At 75.4% G+C, this 792-nt stretch carries 2 protein-coding genes; both read left to right on the top strand.

From position 1 onward, the window contains the following. Positions 1-241 precede the first annotated feature (241 nt). A complete protein-coding gene (locus tag ACTWQE_RS34150) occupies positions 242-499 on the top strand; it encodes a hypothetical protein (protein ID WP_443332970.1) in 258 nt (85 codons plus the stop codon). After that, positions 430-735 (top strand): hypothetical protein, encoded by a 306-nt coding sequence (locus ACTWQE_RS34145; protein WP_443332969.1) that lies wholly within the window; start codon positions 430-432, stop codon positions 733-735. The genes ACTWQE_RS34150 and ACTWQE_RS34145 overlap by 70 nt, the downstream gene beginning before the upstream one ends. The last annotated feature ends 57 nt before the right edge of the window (positions 736-792 follow it).

Raw genomic sequence — 792 nt, 5'->3', positions numbered from 1 at the left:
CCGCTTGCCCCGGCCACCGAGCCCCGCCTACGGCCCCGTCGGGCCGGTCCTCCCGCACACGACCCACCGGGGGCCCGTCGCATCACCGCCCCCCGGGTCGCCCCCGCACCCTGCGTTGCGCCGCTAACCCCCCACCCGGCCAAAGTCCGTTCCCGCCGGACCCGCGGCCACCCCCCTTTCCCGCGCGCCGCGTGCGGCCCGGCACCCGCCCCCCAACCAATCCACCGACGAAAGCAGCACCGTGACCCAGACACTCGCCCAGCAGTGGACCGCCGCCCAGACCGCCGCCCGGACCGCCGCGGAGACCGACCGCCACGTACGCCGCCTCTACGGTCTCGCCTACACGGTGCGCCCCATCGGGGACATGCTGGCCAACCCGAACACCACCGCCGACACCCTCGCCTACGCCACCGCCCGCATCCCCGTGCCATGTCCGCCGCCAAGCGCCTCCTGGCCCTGCCCGGCGTCGCCGACCACGAGGCAACCCCCTACGCGCTGAGCTTCCTGAACGCGGCCGAACGACGCCTGAACGCCCCCGGAACCCAGCTGCTCGCCGTGGCCAATGCCGCGCGGGCAGCCGCCGCCCAGGCCGACGCCACCGACGACGATCTGCGCGTGGTCATGTTCGGCGACATCGAACGGACCTGCCGACACCTGGTCGAGCTCGCCCGCCACGGCTGGAGCCGCCGCGACCGCGCGGCCAGCGAAGCCATCCAGCACCGGGCCATGCAGTAGGGCCTCACCACGGCCACCGGAACCCCACCCCCGCACGCCCAGACCCCGACCCACACC

Origin of the sequence: Streptomyces sp. 8N706, assembly GCF_052245415.1 — a bacterium.
Taxonomy (GTDB): Bacteria; Actinomycetota; Actinomycetes; order Streptomycetales; family Streptomycetaceae; genus Streptomyces.
This window is presented reverse-complemented; position numbering and strand designations above follow the sequence as displayed.